This is a genomic window from Rhodococcus sp. RS1C4 (genome assembly GCF_002258225.1).
GTDB lineage: Bacteria > Actinomycetota > Actinomycetes > Mycobacteriales > Mycobacteriaceae > Rhodococcoides > Rhodococcoides fascians_E.
In genome coordinates, this window is the sequence record NZ_NOXZ01000048.1 from 11138 (window position 1) to 38135 (window position 26998).

The 26998-nt window shown below is 65.5% G+C and carries 27 protein-coding genes; 7 read left to right on the forward strand and 20 right to left on the reverse strand.

Annotated elements, in window-relative coordinates; translation table 11 throughout:
* Positions 1-20 precede the first annotated feature (20 nt).
* On the forward strand, positions 21-1610 hold the full coding sequence (locus CH289_RS23900; RefSeq protein WP_094655890.1) for an FAD-binding oxidoreductase: 1590 nt from the start codon (positions 21-23) through the stop codon (positions 1608-1610).
* On the forward strand, positions 1607-2512 hold the full coding sequence (locus tag CH289_RS23905; protein ID WP_170949236.1) for a diacylglycerol kinase: 906 nt from the start codon (positions 1607-1609) through the stop codon (positions 2510-2512). Before CH289_RS23900 ends, CH289_RS23905 begins: the two co-directional genes overlap by 4 nt.
* Here the strand turns inward: CH289_RS23905 and CH289_RS28385 are convergent.
* From CH289_RS28385 to pgsA, 5 genes are all read right to left on the reverse strand, one after another.
* Complete coding sequence (locus CH289_RS28385) at positions 2475-2648, reverse strand: hypothetical protein (RefSeq protein ID WP_019664118.1); 174 nt, start codon at positions 2646-2648, stop codon at positions 2475-2477. The two genes, CH289_RS23905 and CH289_RS28385, sit on opposite strands and share 38 nt — an antisense overlap.
* 134 nt (positions 2649-2782) lie before the next feature.
* Positions 2783-3574, reverse strand: a complete 792-nt coding sequence (gene pspM, locus CH289_RS23910) for a phage shock envelope stress response protein PspM (RefSeq protein ID WP_052059972.1) — start codon at positions 3572-3574, stop codon at positions 2783-2785.
* 45 nt (positions 3575-3619) lie between these two features.
* Positions 3620-4438 (reverse strand): PspA/IM30 family protein, encoded by an 819-nt coding sequence (locus tag CH289_RS23915; RefSeq protein WP_094724952.1) that lies wholly within the window; start codon positions 4436-4438, stop codon positions 3620-3622.
* Between the two features lie 164 nt (positions 4439-4602).
* Complete coding sequence (locus CH289_RS23920; RefSeq protein WP_019664121.1) at positions 4603-4977, reverse strand: helix-turn-helix domain-containing protein; 375 nt, start codon at positions 4975-4977, stop codon at positions 4603-4605.
* A 206-nt stretch (positions 4978-5183) separates the two neighbouring features.
* Entirely contained in the window at positions 5184-5804 is a 621-nt protein-coding gene (pgsA, locus tag CH289_RS23925; RefSeq protein ID WP_019664122.1) for a CDP-diacylglycerol--glycerol-3-phosphate 3-phosphatidyltransferase, read from the reverse strand.
* Positions 5805-5950: 146 nt separating this feature from the next.
* Between pgsA and CH289_RS23930 the strand changes: the two genes are divergently transcribed.
* Positions 5951-6535, forward strand: coding sequence for an amino-acid N-acetyltransferase (locus CH289_RS23930; protein WP_020110219.1), 585 nt, complete (start codon positions 5951-5953; stop codon positions 6533-6535).
* A gap of 43 nt (positions 6536-6578) precedes the next feature.
* Positions 6579-6860: a YciI family protein gene (locus CH289_RS23935; protein ID WP_019664124.1), complete on the forward strand. Its 282-nt coding sequence runs from the start codon at positions 6579-6581 to the stop codon at positions 6858-6860.
* 52 nt (positions 6861-6912) lie between these two features.
* Here CH289_RS23935 and CH289_RS23940 read toward each other — a convergent pair whose 3' ends face one another.
* Positions 6913-9384 (reverse strand): FtsK/SpoIIIE family DNA translocase, encoded by a 2472-nt coding sequence (locus CH289_RS23940; RefSeq protein ID WP_019664125.1) that lies wholly within the window; start codon positions 9382-9384, stop codon positions 6913-6915.
* Between the two features lie 297 nt (positions 9385-9681).
* Complete coding sequence (locus CH289_RS23950) at positions 9682-10305, reverse strand: TIGR03085 family metal-binding protein (protein ID WP_026347613.1); 624 nt, start codon at positions 10303-10305, stop codon at positions 9682-9684.
* A gap of 61 nt (positions 10306-10366) precedes the next feature.
* Here CH289_RS23950 and CH289_RS23955 point away from each other — a divergent pair, with 61 nt between their 5' ends.
* Positions 10367-11146, forward strand: a complete 780-nt coding sequence (locus tag CH289_RS23955; protein WP_019664127.1) for a sulfite exporter TauE/SafE family protein — start codon at positions 10367-10369, stop codon at positions 11144-11146.
* Between the two features lie 59 nt (positions 11147-11205).
* On the opposite strand, the gene CH289_RS23960 is transcribed toward CH289_RS23955, so the two are convergent.
* From CH289_RS23960 to thyX, 3 genes are all read right to left on the reverse strand, one after another.
* Positions 11206-13044 (reverse strand): ribonuclease J, encoded by a 1839-nt coding sequence (locus CH289_RS23960; protein WP_026347614.1) that lies wholly within the window; start codon positions 13042-13044, stop codon positions 11206-11208.
* Positions 13041-13949, reverse strand: coding sequence for a 4-hydroxy-tetrahydrodipicolinate synthase (gene dapA, locus CH289_RS23965; protein ID WP_019664129.1), 909 nt, complete (start codon positions 13947-13949; stop codon positions 13041-13043). The genes CH289_RS23960 and dapA overlap by 4 nt, the downstream gene beginning before the upstream one ends.
* A gap of 72 nt (positions 13950-14021) precedes the next feature.
* Positions 14022-14774, reverse strand: a complete 753-nt coding sequence (gene thyX / locus CH289_RS23970; protein ID WP_179276866.1) for an FAD-dependent thymidylate synthase — start codon at positions 14772-14774, stop codon at positions 14022-14024.
* A 101-nt stretch (positions 14775-14875) separates the two neighbouring features.
* Here thyX and CH289_RS23975 point away from each other — a divergent pair, with 101 nt between their 5' ends.
* Positions 14876-15337 carry a toxin-antitoxin system HicB family antitoxin gene (locus tag CH289_RS23975; RefSeq protein WP_019664131.1) on the forward strand — a complete coding sequence of 154 codons (462 nt, stop codon included), beginning with the start codon at positions 14876-14878 and terminating at the stop codon, positions 15335-15337.
* Between the two features lies 1 nt (position 15338).
* On the opposite strand, the gene zwf is transcribed toward CH289_RS23975, so the two are convergent.
* The 8 genes from zwf to CH289_RS24010 form a co-directional block, all read right to left on the reverse strand.
* The gene (gene zwf / locus CH289_RS23980) at positions 15339-16793 is read right to left on the reverse strand and encodes a glucose-6-phosphate dehydrogenase (RefSeq protein WP_019664132.1); all 1455 of its coding nucleotides are present in this window, start codon (positions 16791-16793) and stop codon (positions 15339-15341) included.
* Between the two features lie 57 nt (positions 16794-16850).
* Positions 16851-18071: a winged helix-turn-helix domain-containing protein gene (locus tag CH289_RS23985; protein WP_094724953.1), complete on the reverse strand. Its 1221-nt coding sequence runs from the start codon at positions 18069-18071 to the stop codon at positions 16851-16853.
* A gap of 34 nt (positions 18072-18105) precedes the next feature.
* On the reverse strand, positions 18106-19017 hold the full coding sequence (locus tag CH289_RS23990) for an alpha/beta hydrolase (protein WP_094728745.1): 912 nt from the start codon (positions 19015-19017) through the stop codon (positions 18106-18108).
* 27 nt (positions 19018-19044) lie between these two features.
* Positions 19045-19494 (reverse strand): flavodoxin family protein, encoded by a 450-nt coding sequence (locus tag CH289_RS23995; RefSeq protein ID WP_094728747.1) that lies wholly within the window; start codon positions 19492-19494, stop codon positions 19045-19047.
* Positions 19495-19510: 16 nt separating this feature from the next.
* Entirely contained in the window at positions 19511-19975 is a 465-nt protein-coding gene (locus CH289_RS24000) for a hypothetical protein (protein WP_020110224.1), read from the reverse strand.
* A gap of 4 nt (positions 19976-19979) precedes the next feature.
* Positions 19980-20738 (reverse strand): 4-hydroxy-tetrahydrodipicolinate reductase, encoded by a 759-nt coding sequence (dapB, locus tag CH289_RS24005; protein ID WP_212669368.1) that lies wholly within the window; start codon positions 20736-20738, stop codon positions 19980-19982.
* A 73-nt stretch (positions 20739-20811) separates the two neighbouring features.
* Positions 20812-20928 (reverse strand): MFS transporter small subunit, encoded by a 117-nt coding sequence (locus CH289_RS29070; protein WP_019664138.1) that lies wholly within the window; start codon positions 20926-20928, stop codon positions 20812-20814.
* Positions 20925-22259: an OFA family MFS transporter gene (locus CH289_RS24010; protein WP_019664139.1), complete on the reverse strand. Its 1335-nt coding sequence runs from the start codon at positions 22257-22259 to the stop codon at positions 20925-20927. The genes CH289_RS29070 and CH289_RS24010 overlap by 4 nt, the downstream gene beginning before the upstream one ends.
* Positions 22260-22375: 116 nt before the next feature.
* Between CH289_RS24010 and CH289_RS24015 the strand changes: the two genes are divergently transcribed.
* A complete protein-coding gene (locus tag CH289_RS24015) occupies positions 22376-23182 on the forward strand; it encodes an ABC transporter ATP-binding protein (protein WP_033189624.1) in 807 nt (268 codons plus the stop codon).
* Here CH289_RS24015 and CH289_RS24020 read toward each other — a convergent pair.
* Positions 23164-24267, reverse strand: coding sequence for an alcohol dehydrogenase catalytic domain-containing protein (locus CH289_RS24020; protein WP_033189729.1), 1104 nt, complete (start codon positions 24265-24267; stop codon positions 23164-23166). The two genes, CH289_RS24015 and CH289_RS24020, sit on opposite strands and share 19 nt — an antisense overlap.
* 49 nt (positions 24268-24316) lie before the next feature.
* Positions 24317-26986, reverse strand: a complete 2670-nt coding sequence (locus CH289_RS24025) for an MGH1-like glycoside hydrolase domain-containing protein (RefSeq protein ID WP_094728749.1) — start codon at positions 26984-26986, stop codon at positions 24317-24319.
* Positions 26987-26998: the final 12 nt, after the last annotated feature.

A 26998-nucleotide genomic window follows, 5' to 3' on the forward strand; every position in this document is an offset into this window, starting at 1 on the left:
CCGGCGCGTCGCCCTCGACGATGGTCTGGGATGCGTGGGGAACCGCTGAGAACAAGCGCGTTCTGCCGTCCGAGGTTCGAGACCTGCTGCAGTCCGCGCTGGGAATCTCCCCCGCACCGGATCGGCCCGAGCGGGAGGTTGCTCCGGTGCGGCTGACTCGGTCGCGCCTGACCGACGACCGACGCCGCGGTTTCGAGGACATCGTCGGTGCCGCATACATTTCCACCGACGACGATGTTCGACTTCGGTATCTCGGCGGCAAGAGCACGACCGATCTGCTGGCCCGGCGCCGCGGCGGGGTGCAGCACGCCCCGGACGCAGTCCTCTTCCCCGCGGATACGCAGCAGGTGGAATCCCTCCTCCGGTACTGCAGCGACTTCGCGATCGCCGTCGTTCCGTTCGGCGGTGGCACCAGCGTCGTCGGCGGAGTCGACCCGGTCCGCGAATGGTTCGACACCGTCGTCACGGTCAGCACACGTCGACTCGACGCACTGACCCATCTCGACGTCGAATCTCGCACCGCAACGTTGCTGGCGGGAGTCACCGGCCCGGAAGCCGAGGAGATGCTCGGCCGTCACGGCCTGACCCTCGGTCATTTCCCGCAGTCGTTCGCCTTCGCCAGCATCGGAGGATTCGCCGCGACGCGGTCGTCGGGCCAGTCGTCCTCGGGATACGGTCGTTTCGACGACATGGTCGAGGCGATGACCGTCGTCACCCCCGTCGGCACGACCGTCTGCGGACGAGCGCCTGCGTCGGCGGCGGGACCGGACCTGCGGCAGATCTTCCTCGGTTCCGAGGGCACTCTGGGAATCGTGACGTCGGTGACCGTACGAGTGCGGCCGATCCCTCGGTACACCGAGTATCGGTGCTGGCATTTTCCGGACTTCGCCTCCGGTCTCGAGGCACTGCGGAAGCTGTCGGTGGCACCGGGCAGACCGACGGTCGTGAGGCTGTCCGACGAAGCCGAATCCGCCATCGACGCCGCGCTGGCGGGACGGGCCGGGCAGGACGCAGAGCAGGGCGGGTGCACCGCCGTGGCGACGTTCGACTGCCCCGACGGCACAGCCGCCGCGATCGACGCTGCCGCGGCCGCAGACGTGGTGGTGATCGCCGCCGGCGGACGTGTGACGGACCCCGAGGGTGCCAGGCGATGGGAAGCGAAACGTTTCGATTCGCCCTATCTGCGTGACGCGCTGCTCGACGCGGGCGCTCTGGCCGAGACTCTCGAGACAGCGACGAGCTGGTCGAATCTGAGCGCGGTTCGCGCCCGGGTCACCACCGCTCTCGTCGAGGCGCTCACCGGGCTCGGCACTCCTCCGATCGTGATGTGTCATGTGTCGCACGTGTACGCCACCGGTGCGTCGCTGTACGTCACGGTGGTCTGCGCGGCAGCACCCGATGCGACGGCTCAGTGGACTACGGCGAAGCGTGCAGCGACGGCAGCCATCGTCGACAGTGGAGCGACCGTCACACACCATCACGCCGTGGGCCGCGACCACCGATCATGGATGCCCGACGAGATCGGACCTGTCGGGTCTGCTGTCCTTCGAGCAGTGAAGGTCGCCGTCGATCCCGCGGGAATTCTGAATCCTGGCAAACTGATTCCGTGACTGTCACGGTTCTGACGAACCCCACTGCAGGCCGTGGGCGCGGAGTCCGCGTGTCCACCGCCGTCGTTGCACGATTACGCGAGCGAGGCGTCGACGTCGTCACCATCGAGGGCAGAACTCCGGGCGAAGCACTCGATCAGGCCAAAAGAGCGGTCCGCACCGGGACCGACTGTCTCGTGGCCGTCGGGGGCGACGGACTGGTCAACCTCGCTCTGCAAGCAGTCGCCACGACCACGACCCCGCTGGCTGTCGCCCCTGCCGGGACGGGCAACGACTTCGCTCGCCTCGTCGGAGTCCCGCTGGACGACCCGGTGGCGGCGGCGGACATCGTCATCGACGATCGACGCCGATCGCTCGACCTCGGGCGGGTGGGCAACAGATGGTTCGCGACCGTCCTGTCGAGCGGATTCGACAGTCTGGTCACCGAACGCGCCAACGGGATGAAGTGGCCGTCCGGCCCGTCGAAGTACAACATCGCAATGCTGTTGGAATTGAGCCGGTTTCGGACCATCAGGTACTCGGTCGAGCTCGACGGACACTCGTCGGACATCGATGCGACGCTGGTGACGGTCGGTAACGGCCCGTCCTACGGGGGCGGTATGGCGATCTGTCCCGGCGCCGTCGCCGACGACGGACTGTTCGACGTGACCATCGTCAGAGCCTCCAGCCGCAGTCGGTTGGTCCGCCTCTCCCCCACGTTGTACAAGGGCACGCACGTCGACCTTCCCGATGTCGAGACCCACCGCGCGGCCCGGGTCCGCCTCAGCGCTCCCGGGATGGTCGCGTACGCCGACGGGGAGAGGTTCACTCCGTTGCCGGTGCAGATCGACTCGATCCCCGGAGCCGTCACCGCCCTCGTGGGAACTACAGCTTGGTCAGATCGCGCTGATCGCCCGCGGTGATCGCCTTGACCAACCAGTAGATGCCGAACACGATTGCCGCTGCCACCGCCACCCAGAACAAGCCCTTGATCACCGTGCCGAGAACGGCGAACGCGAGCCAGACCAGGACGATGATGCCGAGAACTTTCCAGAACATGTGATTCCCTTTCCTTGGTGTGCTTCCGATCCTGGCATGCCGTGGACGCGAAAACACCACTCCAGCAGGGAGTTCAGGGAAAGATGGGGGAATACCCTTAAGTCTCGGAACGCGCACCCGAGGGCGCGGAAGCCTCAGGAGTGCCGGCCTCTGATCGCTGCCAGTTCTGCGAGCGCGCTGGCCCACCCCTCGAGACGATCGGTGGCAGACAACAACTCGGCTTTGCGTAGTTCCACCGCACTGCCGGGCAGGCCGCCCGGGCTCGTCAGACGTGCGGCTGCGGCGACGAGGTCCTCGAATTGGTCGACGCCCTTGTCCAACTCGACTGCGGCCGACGAAATGGTGGGCGACAGGTGCGAGGCAGCTCGGGCGCTTCCCTCCGCCGCACGTTCCAACGACGAGATGTCCGCAGCCATGTCGCGCAGCGTACGGGCGGCGGCGTCGGCGACGTCCGTGATGTCGGATACCTCTGCCGAGTCGACGAACTCGGACCGAGTGAGGATCCCCACCAGCTCGTACAAGCTGTTCTGAGCGCCCACGAGCCTGCGCACGGGTTCGTAGGACGCGGACGACTTGGGCGGCAGCGTCGCTCTGCCAGGACGCGCTGCTGGAAGGGGCTGCGCGCGTAGACGCCGGTAACGACCGAACGCCAACACCGCCGGGACGGCGAGGACGGCCGCGCCACCTCCGCCGGCGAGCAATGTCCACTCGGGAGCCGAGGCAACGGCCAGACCCGCGGTCGACGCGGCGGACACACCGGACGCGCTACCCAACCACGTGCCCCGTCGACGAGCTCGCTTGATCCGTCGGAGATGTTTCTGCCGGGGATCGTTCCATCGACCGACCGCGTCGACGGCGGACTCGACGGACCGTCGAGCCGTGTCGGTGGCTGCACGCACCATCGACACGGACTCGGACACGGGCATGGCCGACCACTTTCGTGACCGGCCATGCTGTTCGTTCGTCACGAGCTACTGGTTCTGTGCCGGGGGCTCGGGGGTGGCGTTCGGAGCCTTCTGGATCGACGGCTTGGGCGCCGCTGCGGAATTGCCGGAAGGAAGGGAATCCCCCGCCATGGATGCGCGGATCTGCTCCAGACGGCTGTGTCCGGCCATCTGCACCGACGCCTGCTGGACCTCTATCATCCGACCGGACACGGAGTTCTGTGCAAGCTCGGCGGAACCGAGTGCATCTGCGTAGCGACGCTCGATCTTGTCGCGGACCGCATCGAGGCTGGGGGTGTTGCCCGGCGCCGACAGCGTGCTGTCCATGGAGCGCAGCGATTCGCTGACCTTCTCCTGCATCTTGGCCTGTTCGAGCTGGCTGAGAAGCTTGGTGCGCTCGGCGACCTTGGCTTGCAGCGCCATCGCGTTCTGCTCGACGGCCTTCTTGGCCTGCGACGCTGCCTGCAGCGACTGATCGTGCAGGACCTTGAGGTCCTCGACGCCCTGCTCGGCCGTGACGAGCTGTGCGGCGAACGCTTCGGCGGCGTTGGTGTACTGCGTTGCCTTGTCCACGTCACCGGCTGCCGCGGCCTGATCTGCCAACGTGACAGCCTGACGGGCGTTCGCGTTCAGCTTCTCGACCTCGTCGAGCTGACGGCTCAGCTTCATCTCCAGCTGACGCTGGTTGCCGATCACCGAAGCAGCCTGCTGGGACAGCGCCTGGTGCTGCCGCTGCGCGTCCTCGATGGCCTGCTGAATCTGAACCTTGGGGTCGGCCTTCTCGTCGATCTTGGAATTGAAGAGGGCCATCATGTACTTCCAGGCCTTGACGAAAGGATTAGCCATGGGTTGATCCTGCCTCCATATCGAGCGCCGGGTTCGCGCATAGGGGGTCAGCTGAGGTGTACAGCGACCGTCGAAGAACTGCCAGTGACACGAGAATACTGGTCTGGTCGGTTTGTCGTGAGTGTCGATTCCACCCTAGCGGTACCAAGCCTCATGTCTGCCGATCAGGCAGCGGCAAGAGCACGCGCGGGCGCAGGAATGACAACGCGAGTGTCGTCGGCAATCCGAGGCGACGCGGCGTCCACGCCTGCTGCCGCATCCACCCCCACGGCAGCATCCGCATCGGCGGCACGGGCTGCAAGCGTCGATTCCGACAGCGACTCGCTGACGTCGCTCATGACGTCGGCGAGGGGGACGGCCAACGCGTCGCAGATCGCGTTGAGCAGTTCACTCGACGCTTCCTTGCGGCCGCGTTCGACCTCGGAGAGGTAACCGAGGCTCACCCGTGCGGTGTTGGAGACCTCGCGCAGGGTCCGGCTTTGCGCAACGCGAGTGCGCCGCAGACTGTCGCCGAGTGCTTCACGCAATAGCAGCGCCATCTCGCTCCTCCTCGTTCTTCGTCATCTGTGATTCTTGTTCATCTGTACGTACGGGGCGTTCATCTTCAGCTACAACGAAGGACCGTGCTCGATTGGTTCCCGACCCTATACGGCCGTGTTCTCGATTACCCGTCGAAGCACCGACGACACACCTTTTCGGACCGTATTTCGAGCGAGGGCTACGTCAGCCCGGCTCAGGGGGTCGGTCACGAGGTGACGCCTCGCCTGAGCCTGATTGCCTGGACGATGTAGTCGAGGCCCGTGTACACGGTGAGCACGACGGCGGCGCCCATCAGTGTCACCGACACGAAGCGCACGTCATCCGGGAGAGGGAACAGATAGAACCCGATCGCGAAGCTCTGCACCAGGGTCTTGATCTTGCCTCCCCGCCCCGCCGGTATCACGCCGTGACGGATCACGATGAACCGGACGAGCGTGATCCCGATTTCGCGGGCCGCGATCACGATGGTCACCCACCAGGGCAGGTCTCCCAGAATCGAGAGGCCGACGAGGGCCGCGCCGATGAGGGCCTTGTCCGCGATGGGATCAGCCATCTTGCCGAAATCGGTCACCAGTCCGTACTTGCGCGCCAGCTGGCCGTCGATTCGATCGGTGATGGCAGCCACGGCGAACACGACGGTTGCCGCGATTCGCCACGTCGTGTCGTGACCGTCGCCGGCGAACAGCACGACGAGGAACACGGGGACGAGCGCGATGCGGAGAACAGTGAGGACGTTGGCGATGTTGAGGATCGGGACGACCTCGGTACTGCCGGTCGCAGAATTGCCGTGCGGCAACTGCGGCGTCGGTGGTACGCGTTCGGTCATGCCGTACCGATCCGTCGAAGTGCGTGCTGTCGAAGTGCGTGCTGTCGGAGTACGTGTCGGCACAGGTGTCCCGGTAGTGCGACGGCGAGTTCGGAGACGGACACACCAGAAGAATATCTGCTCACCTGTTGGCTACTGTTCACCACATGACTTCTGCGCCGAACCGGGCGAGTCGAGACGATCTCGACACCTCCTCGGACCCAGCCTCGAACACCGCACAGTCTTCCCACGGAGGCGACGATCTGGTGATTCGACGAGCACGGACGTCCGACATCCCGGAGGTCAAACGGCTGATCGACATCTACGCGGGCAAGATTCTCCTCGAGAAGAACCTGGTGACCCTGTACGAGGCGGTCCAGGAATTCTGGGTCGCGGAACGCGCGGGCACGGTCATCGGCTGCGGCGCGTTGCACGTGTTGTGGGCCGATCTCGGCGAAGTACGCACAGTCGCGGTCGACCCGTCGGCCAAGGGACACGGTGCGGGCCACCTGATCGTCGACAAGCTCGTGCAGGTCGCCCGCGAACTGTCGTTGCAGCGTCTGTTCGTCCTGACCTTCGAGATCGACTTCTTCGCCCGGCACGGGTTCGTCGAGATCGACGGCACGCCGGTCACCGCGGAGGTGTACGCCGAGATGTGCAGGTCCTACGACACCGGTGTCGCGGAGTTCCTCGACCTCAGCTATGTGAAGCCCAACACACTGGGCAACACCAGGATGCTGCTGTCTCTCTGACAGGATTTCATCGTCCCGCAGTTCGAAGACGAAGGAATCTCACATGGCACTGTTCGCCGTCCACTACACCTATTCGCCCAGCACCACCGACGGCCGCGACACCCACCGCGCGACGCATCGTGCGTGGCTCGCCGATCTGCTCGAGCAGAACGTGCTGGTGTCGTCCGGTCCGTACGTCGACGGTAGCGGCGCGCTCATCATCGTGGAGGGAACCGACACCGCGTCGGTGGCCACGCTGTTCGAGCAGGATCCGTTCGCCGTGGAGAACCTCGTGGAGACGTCCACGATCGTCGAGTGGAAGCCGGTCATGGGCGCCCTGTCCTGACACTGCGTCAGGACCCGCACGCTCCGCGTGCTCGGCACCCGGTGACGCGCCGTCAGTCCTCTGCCGGTGCGTCGTCCGGGTCGCCGCCCCTGATCGACCACAGCAAGCCGTCGAGCTCGTCGGGCTTGATCAACACCTCGCGGGCCTTGGAGCCTTCGCTCGGCCCGACGACGCCACGATTCTCCATGAGGTCCATCAACCGTCCCGCTTTGGCGAATCCGACGCGGAGCTTGCGCTGCAGCATCGATGTCGACCCGAACTGGCTGGTGACCACCAGCTCGACTGCCTGCAGCAACACGTCGAGATCGTCGCCGATATCCGGGTCGACGTCCTTCTTGTCCGACGCCTTGGCCGCGGTGACCGTCTCGTTGTACTCGGGCTCCGCCTGGTTCTTGGCGAAGTCGACGACGGCCGAGATCTCCTCGTCGGTGATGAACGCTCCCTGCAGCCGGGTCGGCTTGCCGGCACCCATGGGCAGGAACAACGCGTCGCCCATGCCGATGAGCTTTTCCGCACCCGCCTGATCGAGGATGACCCGCGAGTCGGTCAACGACGACGTCGCGAACGCCAGACGTGACGGCACGTTGGTCTTGATCAGACCCGTCACGACGTCCACCGACGGCCTCTGCGTGGCCAGCACCAGGTGGATGCCGGCAGCACGCGCCTTCTGGGTGATGCGGACGATCGCGTCCTCCACATCGCGGGGCGCCGTCATCATCAGGTCGGCCAGTTCGTCGACGATCGCGAGGATGTACGGGTACGGGCGGTACACCCGCTCGCTTCCCAGCGGTGCGGTGATCTCGCCCGAACGCACCTTCTTGTTGAAGTCGTCGACGTGGCGCACCTTGTTGACCTGCATGTCCTGGTAGCGCTGTTCCATTTCCTCGACCAACCACGCCAAGGCTGCCGCGGCCTTCTTGGGTTGCGTGATGATCGGGGTGATGAGGTGCGGAATGCCCTCGTACGGCGTCAACTCGACCATCTTCGGGTCGATCAGAATCATCCGAACCTCGTCGGGCGTGGCTCGCGCCAGCAACGACACGAGCATCGAGTTCACGAAGCTCGACTTACCGGAACCCGTCGAACCCGCGACCAACAGGTGCGGCATCTTCGCCAGGTTCGCGCTGACGAAATCGCCTTCGATGTCCTTGCCGAGGCCGATCACCAGAGGATGGTGGTCCTTGCGGGTCGACGGAGCGGTGAGCACGTCGGCGAGTCGCACCATCTCGCGGTCGGAGTTGGGCACCTCGATACCGACGGCGGACTTGCCGGGGATCGGGGCGAGCAGTCGGACGTTGTCCGTCGCGACTGCGTACGCGATGTTGCGGTGAAGGGCCGTGATCTTCTCGACCTTGACGCCCGGTCCCAGCTCGACTTCGTAGCGCGTCACCGTCGGACCGCGAGTGAATCCGGTGACGGCTGCGTCGATCTTGAACTGTTCGAGGACCTCGGAGATGGCCTCGATCATCGCGTCGTTCGCTTGACTGCGGGTCTTCGGCGGATCGCCGTCGATCAGCAGTGACAGCGACGGCAGCGTGTAATCGCCGTCGACGACGCGGTCGACGACGATCTTGTCCTCGTCCGCGGCGGGCTTCGGCTCGGCCGCCTTGACGACGGGCTTGGGCCGGGGCCGCGGTGGCGTCGGCGCCGTCGGTGGCTCGAGCGGAAGTTCGGGTTCCGACGCGACCGGTTCGATCACCTCGGTCGGCAGTTGCTCTGCGGCGGGCTTGCGGGCGCGGGATTTCTTGACCGGGATGTACTCCTCGGTCGGGTAGTTGCCGTAGGGGTCTCCACCGAGATGCCCGGCAGCGTTGTCCACGGGGTAGCCGTCGGCGTCGAAGGCCGCCGCGTCGTAGTCCCCGTATCGACCGTCGCCGTAGTCGTTGTCGCCGAACTCCGAACCGTAGTCGGCCGGGTCGTAGTCGCCGTACTCGTCACCGCGGCTGTCGGTCCCGAACAGCGACCGGAGGCGATCCGGAACGTCCCGCACGGTTGTCCCGGTCAGAAGCAGTACGCCGAACAGACCGGCCAACAGCAGCAATGGCACGGCCAGCCACACGGTCAGACCGTCGGCGATCGGTCCACCTGCGACGTACCCGACGAATCCTGCCCCCGACGCGCGACCCTCGGCGTCCGTCGGCGACCCCGCCGCCATGTGCCAGAGACCGAGGATCGGGAGAACCAGCAGGATCGAGCCCAGGACCAGTCGCGGACGGATGTCCGGATTCGGTTCGGTCCGCATGAGCAGTACGGCCACGCCGACACCGAGAACCGGCACGATGTATCCGGCGTCACCGACGATCGCTCGGACAGCTATCTCGATCCACTCGCCTACCGGGCCGCCGGCCGAGAACCAGACTGCCGCGGCAACGACGACGCTGACGGCGATCAAGCCGAGAGCAAGTCCGTCACGGCGATGACCGTGCTCGATGTCCTTGGCCTTGCTGACCGTACGGGTGGTGGCCCCTACCCCCCGGGCAGCCATCGACCACCCGGACGACATACCGCGCCCGACGGCGGACATCACTCCAGCCGACTTCTTCTTGGGCGGCCGCCTCGATCCCGATCCGCGCGGCGGCGCATTCCGTGGCGCTGCGTTTCTCGGCGCCGCCTTGCGGGGCGCTGTCGGCTTTTTCGGCGTGGTCACCGTGCGTGCGGTTCGCCCTCCGGACGGCTTGCGTGATCCCCCCGAAGCACGCGATGTCGACGAACCTCCGGCGCTGCCGGCGTTCGAACTCCGTGTGCTGGTCTTTCCTGCCATGGCCCCTAGGTTAGTCGCAAGGGCCCCTTCGAAACCATCCGCAACACGAGTAACAGCCCGTCAGAAACTTCGATCCAAGCCTTCGACGGCCTCGACGGACGACGCGTTTCCGGTCCTGTCGAGGTGAACCTCGCTTCGCCCGAACGCGTGAAGCAGCAGCTCCGACGGCCGACCCACCAGCACGACCTGTTCTCCCCCGCCTCGTTTCACCGTGACCGAGCGTCCGTCGAGGGTCTCGAGCACCACGCCTACCGGCGACCGCCGATACGCGAGGCGTCCCACGACCGTCGCGAGCCTCCACAGACGATTCTGGAGATCGGCGGACAGCAACCTGGGCGACCATCCGGACTGGGCGCGCCGGACATCCTCGTGGTGAACGAACATCTCACCGACGTTGACCAGGGGGTCCAGGATCTTGAACGGCGACCACACCGGTGGCCCGGCCGCGATCTCCGCCACGAGTTCGGAGAACGGCCGGCGTGCCACCTCGTTCTGAACCTTCTGCGTGTAGGAGTCGAACAGCGGCAGGAGTATCCCGGGCGCCGCATCCAACCTCCGCTCGCGGACGACGAGATGGGCCGCGAGATCCCGCGTCGTCCAGTCGCCGCACAGCGTCGGCGCGGACTCACCCGCTGCCGTCAAACTCAGTACCAGTTCTGCGCGTTCGTGCTGTGCAAGGGTCACATCGATCCACCGTACGTGCCCGCTGCCCTGCGCGGCCGTCACGGACCGTAATCTCGGATCGGTGCCGATCTCCGAAATTCTCGTCATTCTCGTTGCCGGCTTCGGCGCAGGTGCCATCAACGCCGTGGTGGGATCGGGGACGCTGATCACGTTTCCGACTCTGGTCGCTTTTGGTTACCCGCCCGTCGTGGCCACGATGTCGAACGCAATCGGGCTGGTCGCAGGGAGCGTATCGGGTACCTGGGGCTATCGACGGGAGCTCGCGGGTCAGTGGTCGCGGCTGCGATGGCAGATGCCTGCGTCGTTCTTCGGTGCGCTCGGTGGCGCGTGGCTGCTGCTTCACCTGCCCCCGTCGGTGTTCAGCGCTGTCGTTCCGGTTCTGCTGATCGGCGCACTCGTCCTGGTGGTGGCGCAGCCGAGCATCCAGGGGTGGGCCAGACGGCGTTCCGAGGCGGCGGGAGTCGCGGTGGACCACGTCAGCCGAACGAAGCTGACCCTGCTCACCATCGGGACGTTCGTGGTGGGAATCTACGGCGGCTACTTCACCGCAGCGCAGGGCATCCTCCTGATCGGCGTCATGGGAGTCCTTCTACCGGACTCGATGCAGCGCATGAATGCCGCCAAGAACTTGCTGTCGCTCATCGTGAACGTCGTCGCCGCGGTCACCTACACCATCGTGGCGTTCGACGACATCAGTTGGGCCGCGGCAGGATTGATTGCAGCTGGATCTCTCGTGGGCGGATCCGTCGGCGCACGCTACGGCCGGAAGTTGTCCCCGTGGGCGCTGCGGATCACCATTGTCGTGATCGGCCTCATCGGCCTGTGGCGGTTGCTGGCCTGACGCGTCCACGCGTCAGACCAGCAAGCGCCGGTGCAGATCGTACGAAGTGTCGTACGACGCTACTTCTGGCCGACCGCCATGACGGTCGGGACGATCATCGGCTTGCGACGGTACTTGTCGGCAACCCACCGACCGACCACGCGGCGAACTGCCTGCGCGATGCGGTGGGTGTCGGTGACCCCGTCGGACGCCAGTCTCTGCAGTTCCGCTTCGACGAGCTGAGCCGCTTCCTTGAGCGCAGCCGGATCGTCGGAGAAGCCGCGACCGGACACCTCGGGAGTCGTGATGGCACGGCCGGTCGTCGAATCGACGGCCACGGTGATGGCGATGAATCCACCCTCACCGAGCACGAGGCGGTCGGACAGGGTCGAATCGCCGACGTCTCCGACGGACAGGCCGTCGACGTAAACGTGACCGACGGGCACCTGACCGACGATGCGGGCCAGTCCGTCGACCATGTCGACGACGACGCCGTCCTCGGCCAGAACGACACGGTCCTCGGCGACACCGGTGGCTTTGGCGAGTGCAGCGTTGGCGCGCAGGTGTCGCCATTCGCCGTGCACGGGCATCGCGTTGGTGGGGCGCACCGCGTTGTAGAGGTAGAGCAGCTCACCCGCGGATGCGTGGCCCGAAACGTGGACCTTGGCGTTCTGCTGGGTCACGACGGTCGCGCCGCGCTTGGCGAGGCCGTTGACGACCGCGAAGACGGAGTTTTCGTTGCCGGGAATCAGCGACGACGCGAGAACCACCAGATCATTGGCCTTGACGTTGATCTGACGGTGCTCACCACGGGCCATGCGCGACAATGCCGACAGTGGCTCGCCCTGTGAACCGGTGGAGATCAGCACCAGGCGATCGTCGGGGAGCGTCGCTGCGGTGTCGATGTTCACCTCCAGGCCGTCGGGCACCCGCAGGTAGCCGAGATCCTGGGCGATCTGCATGTTCCGCACCATCGACCGACCGACGAATGCGACGCGACGGTTGTATCGCTCGGCGACGTCGATGACCTGCTGGATGCGGTGCACGTGGCTCGCGAACGACGCGACGATGACTCGCTGCTTGGCCTTGCCGATGACGGTGTCGAGTACGCCACCGATCTCACGCTCGGGCGTGACGAATCCAGGCACCTCGGCGTTCGTGGAGTCCACGAGGAACAGATCGACGCCCTCGTCGCCCAGCCTGGAGAAACCTGCGAGGTCGGTGAGTCGGCCGTCGAGCGGCAGCTGGTCGAGCTTGATGTCGCCGGTGTGCAGCGCGAGACCGGCGTCGGTGCGGATCGCGATGGCGAGCGCGTCGGGAATCGAGTGGTTGACGGCGAAGTACTCGCATTCGAAGGGCCCGTGCTTGGTCTTCTGGCCTTCGATGACCTCGACGAGGTTCGGGCGCAGGCGGTGCTCGCGACATTTGGCTGCGACCAGGGCCAACGTGAACTTGGAGCCGATGACGGGCAGGTCGGGCCGCAACCGGAGCAGGAACGGGACCGCGCCGATGTGGTCTTCGTGGCCGTGGGTGAGGACGACGGCTTCGACGTCGGCCATTCGGTTCTCGATGTGCCGGAAGTCGGGCAGGATCAGGTCGACGCCTGGCTGCTGGTCCTCGGGGAACAGGACGCCGCAGTCGATGATCAGGAGTTTGCCCTGATGCTCGAACACGGTCATGTTGCGACCGATCTCACCGATTCCGCCGAGGGCGACGATGCGGAGGCCCTTGAACGGGGCCTTGGGCGGCGTCCCGAGGCGGTCGGTCGGATCGACCTCACGGCGGGTGTCCGGGCGCTGTGTGCGCGCGGAATTCTGCACCACAGGTTTTCCTGCGGATTTGGCAGGCTGCGCCGGCCGTTCCGCAGGGGGGCCCGCGCTTCGGGTTGCGCGGCCTCGTGAACGTGCTGGTCTACTCATACAAGGACTCCTGCTGCCCGCAGATCTGCTGCGAGCAATTCGATTTGGTCGATGCTCGGTGGCACCTGGGGAAGTCTGGGATCACCGACGTCGAGTCCGATGAGGCGCAGCCCGGCCTTGGATGCGGTGACGCCACCGAGGCGCGCTACCGATCGAATGACGGGGATGAGGCTTGCGTTGATGGCGCGGGCGCGGGCGACGTCGCCGACCATGAACGCGGAGTGCAGTTCCCGCAGGCGTGCGGGAACGAGATGTCCGATGACGCTGACGAATCCGGTGGCACCGACGGACAGCCACGGCAGATTGAGCGGGTCGTCGCCCGAGTAGAACTGCAAGCCGGTGGTCGCGATGAGCTCCGCGCCCGCGTTCAGGTCGCCCTTGGCGTCCTTCACCGCGATGATTCTCGGGTGCTCGGACAGGCGACGCAACGTGTCCGTCTCGATGGGTACGACCGACCGGGGTGGAATGTCGTACAGCATGACGGGCAGGTCGGTCGCGTCGGCGACCGCGGTGAAATGGGCGTACAGCCCGGCCTGAGGCGGGCGCGAGTAGTACGGCGTCACGACGAGCAGGCCGTGCGCACCTGCGCGCGCGGCGTCGCGAGCCAGTTGGACGCTGTGCGCCGTGTCGTTGCTTCCGGCACCGGCGATGATCCGTGCACGATGGCCCACCGCGGCGATGACGGCCCGCATCAGTTCGAGCTTCTCGTTCTCGGTGGTGGTCGGCGACTCTCCGGTCGTGCCGGCCAGAACCAAGCCGTCGTGGCCTTGCTCCACCAGGTGGTGTGCCAACCGGACTCCGGCGTCGACATCGAGCTTTCCGTCGGCCGTGAACGGCGTCACCATTGCGGTGAGCACCGTGCCGAACGCCGGTAGTCCTCGAGGAGCGGCATCACCGTATGTCATGGTCAGAAAGGCTACCCGGTACGCGGAGCCCTACCTGCCGGTGGGACGGGAGTTCACTTCCGTGGCGTGGCATCACACCTCGGTGACGAACGGACTGTGCGCTACTTCCGAGCCGTCGGGCAGCGTCGCGATCTCGTAGTCACCGAACACGTCGGGTGCGACGGTGGTCAGTTGCCGCAGGCATTCCACGGCGACACGGCGAATTTCGACGTCGGCGTGCTCGGATGCGCGCATCGCCACGAAGTGACGCCAGGCTCGGTAGTTACCGGTGACGACGACCTTGGTCTCGGTGGCGTTAGGAAGTACCGAACGCGCGGCCTGCCGAGCCTGCTTGCCACGTAGAGCGGCGCCGGCCACGCCGTCCAACTTCTGTTCGAGTGCGCCGAGAAGCTCGACGTATGCTGCCCGGCTCTGTTCCGTCGCCTCCAGGAAAAGCGCTTCCAGCTCCGGATCACCGTCGATGGCCGGAGGCACGATCACCTTGGCCTCACGCTCGGGTACGAATCTCTGCGAGAGCTGGGAGTAGGAGAAGTGCCTGTGACGGATCAGCTCGTGGGTACACGAGCGCGAGATCCCGGTGATGTAGAAGCTCACCGACGCGTGCTCGAGAACGGAGAGGTGGCCGACGTCGAGCAGGTGCCGGAGGTAGGACGCGTTGGTCGCGGTCCGAGGATTGGGCTTGGACCAGCTCTGGTAGCACGCCCGGCCCGCGAACTCGGCAAGCGCTTGGCCGCCGTCGGCGTCGGTCTCCCACGGAATGTCCTCCGGTGGCACGAAATCGGTCTTCGCGACCAACTGCACCTTCAGTGACACCGTCTTCGACACGTCGGTTTTCCTTTGCTCGAACTGCACCGATACACCCGAACACTATCGATGCGTCACACTGACGCCTTGCATGACACCATTTCTGACGCCACAATGGCGTCATGGAACTCGACACGTACACCTCGTCCCTTCGAGCCGATCTACTTGCCGCGGCAGCGCTCGGCGACGAACACACCAGGAAGACCGCCGAGGCACTCGGATCCGCGGCGCAGGCGTCGGCCAGGCTCATGCTGCTGCAAGCACTGTCCGACTTCGCCGACGAGGTCACCGCACAGCTGAACGGCCCGACGGTGCATGTGCGCATCGCCGGTACGCAGGCGGTAGCCGATGTCACCGTGGCACCCGACACCGGCACGCCGGACGATCGCGCCGCCGCCGAGGACTATCCGACGATGGACGACGTCACCGGCGAGATGCGCCGGGTGACGCTGCGGGTGGTCGAGCAGGTGAAGGAACGCGCGGAGGAAGCCGCATCGATGAACGGCGTGTCGCTCAACTCGTGGCTTTCGCAGGCAGTTCAGGGAGCGCTGCGTGATCAGATGCGCAAGGACCGCCCCTTCTGATTCACGGTCGTTCGCGCCACGCCCGTTCGAAGGGCAGCCGCCAGGCGTTGGGTGCGATCAGCTGGTGGATTGCGTTGGGCCCCCACGATCCCGGTGTGTACTGACGAACCGGGGGCGGATCCGCGAGCAGCGGCGCGGACACCTCCCACAGTCGTTCGATCCCTTCGGCCGTGGTGAACAGCGTGTGATCGCCGTGCATGGCGTCGAGTATCAGCCGCTCGTAGGCTTCGAGTACGTCGCCGACGCGCTCGGTCTCGCCGATCGCGAACTGCATGCTCAGCTTGTCCAGACGCATGCCGGGGCCCGGGCGTTTGCCGTAGAACGACAAAGACACTTTCGAGGCGTCGGCCAGGTCGAACGTGAGGTGGTCGGGGCCGTGGGCGCCGACACCGGACCCGGCAGGGAACATACTTTTCGGTGGCTCGCGGAACGCGATCGAGATGATGCGCTGGCCTTCCGCCATGCGTTTGCCCGTCCGTAGGTAGAACGGCACTCCGGCCCAACGCCAGTTGTCGATCTCGCACTGCAGCGCGACGAAGGTGTCGGTGTCGGAATCCGGCGACACTCCGGGTTCGGTCAGGTAACCCGCGTACTGTCCGCGAACCACCTTGCGGGGATCGAGCAGCTTCATCGACCGGAACACCTTGTTCTTCTCTTCACCGATCGCGCGTGGTTCGAGGGCCGTCGGAGGTTCCATCGCCATGAACGCAAGGACCTGGAACAGGTGCGTGACCACCATGTCCTTGAAGGCGCCCGTCGACTCGTAGAAGTTCGCGCGTCCGTCGAGCGCCAGCTTCTCCGGGATGTCGATCTGGATGTGGTCGATGAAATTACGATTCCAGATAGGTTCGAACAAGCCGTTCGCAAATCTGAACGCCAGAATGTTCTGTGCCGGTTCCTTTCCCAGGAAGTGATCGATCCGGAAGATCTGGTCCTCGTCGAACGTCTCGTGCACGGTGGCGTTCAGTTCGATGGCACTGGCCAGGTCGGTACCGAAGGGTTTCTCCATGATGATGCGAGACCCCTTGACCAATCCTGCCGCGCCGAGCATCTCGACGACGGCCAGCGCGGCCTTCGGTGGCACGGACAGGTAGTGCAGCTTCCGAGTCCCCGGTCCGAGTTCCATCTCGGCGCGGGCGACGGCCTCGGCGAGCGCCGCCGGCCCCGCCTTCTGGGATACGTAACTGAGTTTTCCGGCGAATTGCCGCCACTGCTCGTCCGACACTTTCCGGCTGGAGAACTCGTCGATCGCTTCGAGCGCCATCTGCCGGAACTCGTCGCTGGACATCTCCTCGAGCGAGGTCCCGACGACGCGGATGCGCGGGGCGAGATCGGACAGCGCCAGGTGCATCATTCCGGACAGCAGCTTGCGTTTGGACAGATCACCGGTGGCACCGAAGAGCACCACGACCTGCGGAGGGAGTTCACTCTTGGGCGCGGTGGCCGACGTCGTCACAGTGAAGATAGTGGCACCGATACTCCCATCTCGCAGGCCGAGGCGCTGACCCTCGTCTCAGAGCGCGCGGGAGAGTGCACCCACGAGGTCCCCGCGTTCACCGACCACCACCGATTCGAGTTCGAGCCATTCGGCCATCTCCCGCAAGTGCGGAACGAGTCGATCGGCGATGGGTCCGGGATCGCGGTCCCCTTCGACGAACGCTCCGAGGACCTGCAGTTGCGACGCCGCACGGTCGCCCTTCAGGTCGACCCTGGCCACGAGGTCCCCGTCCATCAGGAACGGGAACACGTAATACCCGTGCACTCGCTTGTGCTGGGGTGTGTAGATCTCGATGCGGTAGTGGAAATCGAAGATCCGCTCGACGCGGGGACGAAAGAAGATCATCGGGTCGAACGGGCACAGTAGCGCCGATCCTGTTGCCGCTCTGGGGGTTCTGGCATCGGCGTGGAGGTATGCCGTCGCTCCCCAGCCCCGGACCGCGACAGGTTCCAGTGTGCCGTCCTCGACGAGATCGACAATGGCGGCCTTCGTCTGCTTCTGAGACAAGCGATAGTAGTCACGGAGATCGGGCTCCGTTCCGATTCCGAGCGCCGACGCCGACTGTGCGACCAACTGCCGTACGGCGTCGGGTTCCGACACCACCTGCGCTGCAACATGTTCGGGTACGACACGCTCGACCAGGTCATATCGCCGGACGAATCCGCTGCGGGTGGCGACCGACACCACACCCGCAGCGAACAGTTGCTCGACGACCACTTTCACGTCACTGCGGTCCCACCACGGGCCTTTTCGACCGGGACGCGGAGAGTCGAGGACTCGCTCGATGTCCCCGGCGCTCGACGGCCCCGCATCTCTCAAGACATCCAGGATGTCCTGCGACAGAGACGGATTACGCTCCAGAACGGTGTGTGCACCACCCCAACGCCCGTGCGCGTACAGCTCGGTGCGCCAGCGAAACAGTGGCCAGTCCTCGACCGGCACCAGGGCGGCCTCGTGCGCCCAGTACTCGACGAGCCTGCGCGGCCTTCGCGCGGTGTCGGTCCACGCCGCGGCGTCGAGCACCGATCGGTCGTACTTTCCGACCCGACTGAACAGTGGCGCGTAGTGGGCACGGACGAGCACGGACACCGAATCGATCTGCAGTAACCGATTTCGTTCGATGACCGTGTGCACCGCCCTCGACGACGCGCCCCGCTCCGTCACACGATGGGGGGACGCCAGACCTTGAGCCGCCAGGGCCGTACGCTTCGCCATCGCGGCACTCATCTCGCGCATGGCCCCACCCTGCCACGAAGGTCCGACAGATCGGTCAGCTCCGCCAGCCGTGCGTCCGGGCGAGGTCCTCCATCGTCGACACGAGCTGCGACAGGCCTGGTTCCTCGATCGGAAAGTGCCCGCATCCGTCGAGGTACACCAGAGTCGTGTCGGCGGCGATGCGCTCGAGGAATCGAACACTGATCTCCGGCGGAGTCCACCGATCCTCGGCGGGATGGACCAGTGTCACCCGGGGACCGCGGTACGTCTGCGGCGGCGTGTGCTCGAACGAGAAGAAGCTGCTCAGAAAGCCGAGGGGTACCGACACTCCCCCACCCAACGGATCGGATGCGCACAGCGCCGACAACTCCGGATCGGCGCTCATGTTGTCGATGTCGATCAACCATCGGATCGGTAGCCTCGTACGGCGGGACAGCCGAGCGCCGAGCTTCAGCAGCGCCGGTGACGGTCCGCCGAGGAAACCGAACCGCGCTGCCGCCGAACGCGCCTGTGGGTCGGACGGGTCGAGCAGACACGTCGCGACGACATCGGCGACCTCGCCGGTACGCGCGGCGACCTCGTAGGCCAGCATGCCGCCCATGCTGGCGCCGAACAGCACCAGCGGCCTCGGATCTCGTCGTCGTTCCGCCAGGACGAGATCGCACATCATGTCGATCCAGTCCTCGTACGTGACGCTTCCCGGATCCGGGACTGCGGTGCGGCCGTACAACGGCATGTCGGGAAACAACACTTCCGCTCCCCGGGTTGCCGCCAGCGCCGCGAACGGCCACAGCGCACCGGAATGTCCGCCCGCGCCGTGGACGGCGAGTACCTTCAGCGGCGCGTGCGCGTCGCCGGCACGGACGATGTGAACGTCGGAGTCGCGCCACTGCCATCTCGTCGAGACCGGCTGTTCGTTCGGCCGATACTTCTCGGGCAGGAACCTCGCATATCGGTCACCGGTCACGCGTGCCAGACTAGGCGAAAGACCCAGTCAGTTCATCAGAGTCGCGGCCACGGTTGCGCCGAGTTCGTAACACTTCTCCCGCGCAGTTCTGTCCACCGAGGTGATCCGGAGCGGTTGGGTGACCTTCTCCAGACTCCATCCGGTCGCGATCTTCTCGACAGCGGAAGTGGCACCGGCCGTGTCGTTGTTGCCGTGGACCCACAGCCCGTAGGGCCGACCGGCAACTGCGCCCAGGCACGGGTAGTAGGTGGTGTCGAAGAAGTGTTTGAGCGCCCCCGACATGTATCCCAGATTCGCCGGTGTTCCGAAGAGGAATCCGTCGGCTGCGAGAACATCCGGCACTGTTGCTGCCAACGCGGGCACGACCCGGGTGGTGACATTCTCGATGGCGGGGTCGGCTGCACCGGCGAGGACGGCCTCGAGCAGCTCCCGCGTCGGCGGCGACGGCGTGTGGTGCACGACGAGGAGGGTTGCCATCAGTTCGGGGTCGCCGTCATGACGAGGATTCCTGGCGCTCGAGCGCGACAGCTCGCTTCATGGTCTCGCGCGCCCGACCTCGGTCCCCCGCGTAGTCGTACGCCCTCGCCAGTCGGTAGGAGTTACGCCAGTTGTCCGGGTCCTTTTCCCATTCGGCCTTGATCGTCTGGAACAGCTCGTCCGCTGCCTCCCGGGAGATCCTGCCCGAGGGCATGCGCGGCAGGTCCGTCACGTCCAGTTCGAGGCCCTCGTCGTCGACGCGTTGCGCCAGGTGCTGATGGTCGAATCCGGCTTTGAGGGTTGCCCCGACGATCCAGACGCCGATGATCGGGAGGAGGAGCACTCCGATGCCGAGCCCGATGTTGACCGGTCCGCCCGTCTGGACGAGGGAGATTCCGCGGGTTCCGAGAAGGTAGAAGTAGAACCCGAGAATCAACACCATCACGCCGATGGTCAGCAGGACTTTCGTCGCTTTGTTCATGGTCTTACAGATCGAGGAAGGAATCGAGTCCGACGGTCAGCCCCGGCCGTCCGGCGATCTCGCGGACCCCCAGCAGGACGCCCGGCGCGAACGACGTGCGATCGAGCGAGTCGTGACGGATCGTCAGTGTCTCGCCGAGGGTGCCGAGCAGAACTTCCTGATGCGCGACCAGACCGGCGAGCCTGATCGAGTGGACGCGAACTCCGTCCACCTCGGCGCCGCGGGCACCGTCGAACTCCACCGTGGTGGCATCGGGGCTCTTCGGGGTCCCTGCCTTCGCGCGTGCTTTCGCGATGAGTTCCGCAGTGCGATAGGCGGTTCCCGAGGGCGCATCGGCCTTGTTCGGGTGGTGCAGCTCGATGACCTCGACCGAGTCGAAGAAGCGTGCGGCCTGCTCCGCGAAGCGCATGGTAAGGACTGCTCCGATGGCGAAGTTGGGGGCGATCAGCACACCGGTCCGAGGCGAGGACCCCAGCCACTCCGTCACCGACGCGAGCCGTTCCTCGTCGAACCCGGTCGTTCCGACGACGGCGTGGATTCCGTTCTCCACGAGGAACTGCAGGTTGGGCATGACGACGTCGGGATGAGTGAAGTCGACGACCACCTGGGTGGCCGAGTCGACGAACAGCGAGAGCGGGTCACCGGCGTCGACGGTCGCGACCAGGTCGAGGTCCGACGCAGCCTCGACAGCGGCGCAGATCGCCTGGCCCACCTTGCCGCGGGCACCCAGTACGCCGACTCGGATAGGTGCTTCTGAACTCACGTCTGCTCCACTCTCTTCTCACCGACACGATTGGTCGTGTGAAGCCTACTGACGACCTGCGAACGCAGACCACTCAGCTGCCGAAGAGATTCTTGGCTTTGAGGATCAGCTCGTAGAGCCCGTAGACGAACGGCACGGTCACCCACAGCCAGGCCACGATCATGACGGTGTGCTGACGTGTCGAGTTCATGCGTCGACCTCCGGTTCGTGGTACTTCGAGTTCACGGGCTTGATCAGTTCGTTCGCGACGAATCCGATGGCGAGCAGGGCGATCATCACGTAGAACGCCGGTAGGTAGCGGCCGACCTGACCGTCCTCTCCGGCGTCGGCGATGGCGTTGACGATCAGCGGACCGAGGACACCTGCGACCGACCACGCCGTCAGCAACCGACCGTGGATGGCGCCGACCTGGTAGGTGCCGAACATGTCTTTCAGATACGCGGGCATCGTCGCGAATCCCGCGCCGTAGAAGGACAGAATGAGCAGCGCCGAGACGAGAAACAGGACCTTGTTGGAGTTGGTGAACAGTGCGATGTAGAGATACAGCAGCGCGCCGACGCCGAGGTAGAGGCGGTAGATGTTCTTGCGGCCGACCAGGTCGGACACGGACGACCACACGAACCGTCCGATCATGTTGGTCAGCGACAGGAAGGCCACGAAACCGGCTGCAGCAGCCGCAAGTGATTCCGGGGAGGTGGCGTCGGGAAAGAAGTCCTGGTAGATCCCCGACGCGCGCTCCAGAATGCCGATTCCCGCGGTCACGTTGAAACACAGCACGATCCACAGCAGCCAGAACTGAGGCGTTTTGACCGCGTTCGCCGCCGACACGTTGTGAGTCGCGACCAACGGAGACGACGCCGAGGGGTTCCAGCCTGCGGGTTTCCAGTCGTCGGCCGGCACTCTGATCAGGACGACCCCCAGCGCCATGAACACGGCGTAGCCGACGGCCAGCACCAGGAACGTCTGTGCGATCGACGCGTCGGTGAAACCACCGAAGCCCGAAAGCAACTGGGTGGTCAACGGTGACGCGATGAGGGCACCGCCACCGAAGCCCATGATCGCGATACCCGTCGCCATCCCTGGCCGGTCCGGGAACCATTTGATCAGCGTCGAGACCGGCGAGATGTACCCGATGCCGAGTCCGATGCCGCCGACGAACCCGTACCCGAAGATCACCAGCCAGAACTGGTCGAGGCTCATTCCCAAGGCGGACAGCAACAGTCCGCTCACGAAGAAGATCAGGGACACGGTCATCGCCCAGCGGGGCCCGTTCTTCTCCACCCTGGTGCCGAAAACGGCTGCGGACAGACCGAGCATGACGATGGCGAGCTGGAACGGTATGGCCGTGACCGTGCCGCTGAGATCCATGGCGGTGGGTGCGGAGATGGCGTTCTTGAAGACGCTCCACGCGTATGCGGATCCGATCGCCAGATGGATCGACAGTGCTGCGGGTGGGATGAGCCATCGGCTCCATTCCGGGGTGGCAACGATGCGTGATCGTTCGAGTATCGCGAGAGTCATCGAGATCCCTTGTTCGGTGGCAACTAGTACAACTTTCCACTGACTTGGGTGAGTCAAACATCACACCCCGGGGGCCGATCACACCGGGTCCGACCGACGGCGCTAGCGTCCTGAAGGTGAGTGACGAAACCGGTGCCGTTCTCCGAGCGGATCACGTCGACCTGGTTCGAAACGGTCGCTTCCTGCTGCGCGACGCGTCCGTCAGCATCGCCGAAGGCGAGCACTGGGTATTGCTCGGCGCGAACGGCGCAGGTAAAAGCACGTTGTTGAGCCTTCTCGGGGCGTTCGTTCATCCCACGCACGGCACCGTGCACGTCCTCGGGCATCGGCTGGGTCGGGTGGACATGCGCGAACTCCGCACGCACATAGGCCACGTCGACCCGCGTCTGAACATGGAACCGTCACTGACACTGATACAGGCCGTGCTCACCGGGCTGACGAACACTCCGGATCTGATCCCCCGATGGTCGCCGTCGGACGGCGAGATGTCGCGCGCGCAAGGCCTGATCGAGTCCCTCGGCGTCGAGAACCGATCCTCGTCACCGTGGTACACGCTCTCTCAAGGCGAGCGGGGACGCGCACTCATCGCACGCGCACTACTGGCCGACCCCGCGCTGTTACTGCTCGACGAACCCGCCACCGGACTCGACCTCGCTGCACGCGAACAGCTTCTGACCGCGGTCGACAGTTTGCGACGCCAACACCCCTCGCTCGCAAGCATTCTGGTGACGCACCATCTGGAGGAGATCCCGACGTCGACGACGCATGCCGTCCTCATCCGGGACGGTCGGATCACGGCGAGCGGGGCCGTCGACGAGGTGATCACCACAGCCAACATCAGCGCGTGCTTCGATCACCCCATCGAGATCGACCGTCGAAGCGGCCGGTGGGTGGCAACCGCCGTTCAGAACGTGATCACCTGACGGATGGCTTTGCCGTCGGCCAACTCGTCCATTCCGCGATTGACGTCGGCCAGCCCGATCCGTGAGCTGATGAGCTTCTCCACCGGAAGCCGTCCCTCGCGCCACATCTGGGCGTAGAGCGGGATGTCCCGCGACGGCACCGCCGAGCCCAGGTAACTGCCGATGATCGTGCGTGCTTCGGCGACGAGACCCAACGGGGAGATCGACGACCGGGCGTCGGGCGCGGGTAGTCCGACGGTGACCGTCGTACCGCCGGGAGCCGTCGCCGCTACCGCGGCTTCGAATGCACGCGCGTTGCCGGCCGCCTCGATCACGATGTCGGCCTTGACGCCGCGTTCTTCTCGCTCTGCGGGCGAGAACGTCTGTGTTGCACCGAGTTCACGGGCGACGGCCAGTTTGTCCGGCACACCGTCGACGCCGATCACCTCACCTGCCCCCACCGACACGGCGGTCAGGATCGAGGCCATTCCGACGCCGCCGAGCCCGATCACCATCACCGATTGCCCCGGCCGCGGTCGGCCGGCGTTGAGCACCGCCCCTCCTCCGGTGAGTACCGCGCAGCCGAGCACTGCCGCGACATCGGCCGGGATGTCGTCGTCGACAGCGACGACGGACTTGCGACTGACGACGGCGTGGGTCGCGAAGCCGGAGACGCCGAGGTGGTGTTTCACCTCCGACCCGGCTCGGTCCAACCTGGCTCCACCGCCCAGCAGGGTGCCGGCGTTGTTGGCGGCACTGCCCGGGATGCAGGGCATCTGGCCGTCGGTCAGACATCCTGCGCAATCTCCGCATCGCGGCAGAAACGTCATGACCACTCGGGTCCCGACGGGCAGATCGTCGACACCGTCCCCGACGGTCTCGACTCGGCCCGCGGCCTCGTGGCCGAGCAGCATCGGTACCGGGCGAACTCGGTTGCCGTCGACGACGGACAGGTCCGAGTGGCAGAGCCCGGCTGCTTCGATCCGCACGAGCACTTCCCCCGGACCCGGTGGAGCCAGATCCAGCTCGGAGATGGAGATGGGCTTCGACTCGGCGAATGGCCGTGGTCGTCCGATTTCCTCGAGAACTGCGCCGCGGATCTTCATTCCCACACTCTAGGTGAGCGGAAATGCGCGCCCTGCCCTACTCGAGTACTCACAGGGGAAGGCGGGGCCGCAGCAGGTGCGCGACCAATCCGGTCCAGCCGGTCTGGTGGGACGCTCCGAGCCCCTCCCCGGTGTCGCCGTCGAAATACTCGTTGAACGTCGGGTGCACACTCCACAGAGGGTCGTCACTGGACTCGATGCGATCCCCGTCGGCCGGTCGTTTCCCGTCGACGGGCCGGAACAGAGCAGCCAGACCGTTGTCGATGAGATCCGCGGCGTCGGTCAGGGTGCAGTGGTTCCCCGACCCGGTGGGAATCTCGATGGCGAAGGAGTCGCCGTAGTGCCGTCCGTACGCCCGCAACTTGTCGGCCAGCAGGACGTTGACCGGGAACCAGATGGGCCCGCGCCAGTTCGAGTTGCCGCCGAACATCCCGGTGCGGGACTCCCCCGGCTCGTACTCGATCGACAGGCTCCGGCCGTCGATCTCGTACGTGACTCCGTCGCGGTAGGAAGCAGACAGTGAACGTATGCCGAACCGCGACAGGAACTCCTCGGAATCGAACATTCTGGCCAGCACACGCTTGAGACGCTCCGGTTCGACGAGCGAGAGCAGCACCCGTACTTCGTCTCCGTCCTTGCGTGCGAGCAGAGGACTGATCATCTCCGGCCTGCGTCGCTGCACCCACCGGAGCCGCGCCGTCAGGTCCGGGCACTCGTCCTCCACCCACGACGGAATCTCCGTCGCCCCCAGGATCGGCAGAAGGCCCACCATCGATCTCACGCGCAGCGGGACAGCGTCACCCTCGGGCGGAACGAGGACGTCGTAGAAGAATCCGTCTTCCTCGTGCCACAGCGAAATATGCTGCGATCCGAACGATTTCACAGCTTTCGCAATCGACAGGAAGTGCGCGAAGAACTTGGTCGCCACGTCGTCCCAGGCACTGTCGTGCCGCGCGAGCTCCAACGCGATCTTGAACATCTGCTGGCAGTAGAACGCCATCCAACTGGTGGCATCGGATTGCTCGAGCCGGAACCCCGGCGGAAGAGGTGCGGATCGATTGAACAACCCGATGTTGTCCATCCCGAGAAACCCGCCCTCGAAGATGTTCGATCCCTCGGAGTCCTTGCGGTTGACCCACCAGGCGAAGTTCAGCAGCAACTTGGTGAACACGCGAACCAGGAACTCACGGTCCCGGTAACCGTCGATCCGATAGACGTGCCACGCTGCCCATGCATGTACCGGCGGGTTGACGTCACCGAACTCCCATTCGTAGGCGGGCAGTTGGCCGTTGGGATGCATGGACCACTCGCGGCACATGAGCACGAGTTGTTCCTTCGCGAAATCCGGGTCGACGTGCGCGAGCGGAATCGTGTGGAACGCAAGGTCCCACGCGGCGAACCACGGATACTCCCACTCGTCGGGCATCGAGATGACGTCGGCGAGAGCAAGGTGACGCCAATGAGTGTTGCGACCACCGGGACCCCGACGCGATTCCGGTGCAGGCTCGCCCACCCGGTCGCCTTCGAGCCATTGTTCGACGTCGTAGCGGTAGAGCTGCTTGGTCCACAGCAGACCCGCGTAGGCGCGTCTCGCCACGTGCCGATCCTGCTCGTCGAGTTCGGGTCCGATGACGGTGGAGTAGAACTCGTCCGCCTCGGCACGTCGGTCCGCCACGACGGCGTCGAATCCGCGTCCGAATGTCTGCTCGTCGGGAATCCTCGTCGAGAGTCGGAGCTTGACCTCCACCGTCGCACCGGATGCGATGTCGTCGAACGAGAACCAGAACGCCGACTTCGTGCCGGACTTCTCCGGGTTGACCGCCTCCACGTCACCACCGACGACACGTCGGCCGATTCCGTCCTTGCTGAACGCGGAGCGGTTCTCCTGACCCCACAGTTCGGCCGCGTTGGTTTCGTTGTCGCAGAACAGGACTTCGGGGTGGCCCTCGGCGCTCAGATAGTACTTGCCGAGGAATCCGTGCTCGGCCTCGACGGCAGTCACCCCACCGACCTGCAGTTCCGGCGCTTCGACGGCCCGGAGCATCCCGGCCCTGTCGTCGCGGCCCCACGCCCAGGTGTTGCGTAGCCACAGATGGGGAAGCAAGTCGACCGACGCCGCGTCCGGTCCGTGATTGGTGATCGAGATGACGATGCACATGTCGTCCGGCGACGCCTTGGCGTAGGTCACCTGGACGTCGAAAAAGCGGTTGCCGTCCAGAATTCCGGTGTCGGACAGTTCGTATTCGCGTTCGTCTCGCCCGCGCGCCGCGTTCTCCTCACGCAACTGCCGGTACGGATATTCCGCGTGCGGATAACGGTAGAGCCACTGCATCCAACTATGGGTCGGAGTGCCGTCGACGACCCACCAGTACTCCTTGGCGTCCTCGCCGTGGTTCCCCTCGCCGTTGGTCAGCCCGAACAGCCGCTCCTTGAGAATCGGGTCCTTGCGGTTCCACAATGCGAAGGCGAAGTTGAGAAAGCCGAAGCGGTCGCTGATTCCGCCCAATCCGTCCTCGCCCCAGCGGTAGGCCCGGGCGTGCGCCTGGTCGAAGGGGAACGACTGCCACGCATCGCCGTCGGCCGAGTAGTCCTCGCGCACCGTCCCCCACTGTCGTCCCGCCAGGTAGGGACCCCACTGGCGCCACGGGCCCGACACACCGGGCGATTCGGCAAGGCGTGAGTGTTCGGCGGTCGAAGGTGTGTCAGCGTCGTCGGTCACGCGCCCAGTCTG